Source organism: Marinobacter sp. (genome assembly GCF_035268745.1).
In the GTDB taxonomy this organism is placed as follows: domain Bacteria; phylum Pseudomonadota; class Gammaproteobacteria; order Pseudomonadales; family Oleiphilaceae; genus Marinobacter.
The window spans coordinates 1-1,157 of record NZ_DATFKH010000235.1 but is presented as its reverse complement, the minus strand read 5'-3'; the positions used below and the strand labels follow the sequence as shown (position 1 = coordinate 1,157).

Here is a 1,157-nt window from a genome sequence, read left to right as displayed (position 1 = left end):
ATTGCACTGGAAGATACGATTCGTTTGGAAATCCTGCCCGAAATCGAACTTTCAGTAGCAGGGGATACCTTACTCTGCGGAGTAGAGAGTACTATCATTACGGCAAACACCTCTGCAAACGTGCAAGTAGATAGTATACGTTGGTTCCAAAATGGACAGCTTGTCGATGATGATAACGACAATAACTTTGAGCTATTCGCTACGGAATCGAACAGTGAGTTTTATGTGGTTGCTACAACCATTCAGGGCTGTACTGATACGGTCTTCTTTCGGCCAACTCTCATTGGCGAGGAAATTGCTATTACAGCTTCTCCTAAGGATACGACAGTTTGCAGAGGTGAGCCTGTGACACTTTCTGCTACTGTAGCCCCAGCTCTATCTACGACCACCTTCAACTGGTTCCTATTAGGTGAAGAAGCCAATAGCTTAGGGCAGCAAGATTTCATCCAAGTTAGCCCAGACAGTACAAGTCAATATGTCATTGAAGCTGTTGGCTTATGTAATACAGTCTACGATACAGTTACTGTAAATATAATCGAAGACGACTTTATTATAGAGATAACAACGAGCGCGGACACGGTCTGCGTGGGCGAGAGCGCTACGCTGACGGCAGATATCATACCGGGCAGCGTCAGCGCGGATATAGAATGGACGCAAGGCGGCAGCGTGGTCAGCACGGGCGGCAGCCTTACGGTTACCCCAAGCACGCCGGGCAGCTACACGTACGTAGCCACGGGCATGAACGCCTGCGGCACGGCTGCGGACTCGGTGACGATACTGGTACTGGACAACCTGGTAGTGGAAGCCCTTCCGGACACGACGATAGAACTGTGCGCGCCGGTAGAGGAAGAGGTCTGCTTCACGGCTATGGCGGGCGGGCAGCCCATCATCTGGCTGGACAGCGCGGGCGACACATTGGGCACGGGCCCTGAGCTTTGCGTGGTGCCGCCGCTGGGCACGAGCGAGTACATCGCCACGGCGGACTATGTCTGCGGCGTGACGCCGGACACGGTGCGGGTGGAGGTGCAGGACAGCTTCAGCGTGGAGGTGACGGCGAGCGCGGACACGGTCTGCGTGGGCGAGAGCGCTACGCTGACGGCAGATATCATACCGGGCAGCGTCAGCGCGGATATAGAATGGACGCAAGGCGGCAGCGT

Annotated in this window: 1 protein-coding gene; it reads left to right on the top strand. The window is 54.6% G+C overall.

Features of this window, described 5'->3' with window-relative positions:
* Window positions 1-1,157 (top strand): hypothetical protein (locus VJ956_RS14965; RefSeq protein ID WP_324085840.1); only part of this gene is annotated, 1,157 nt, incomplete at both ends.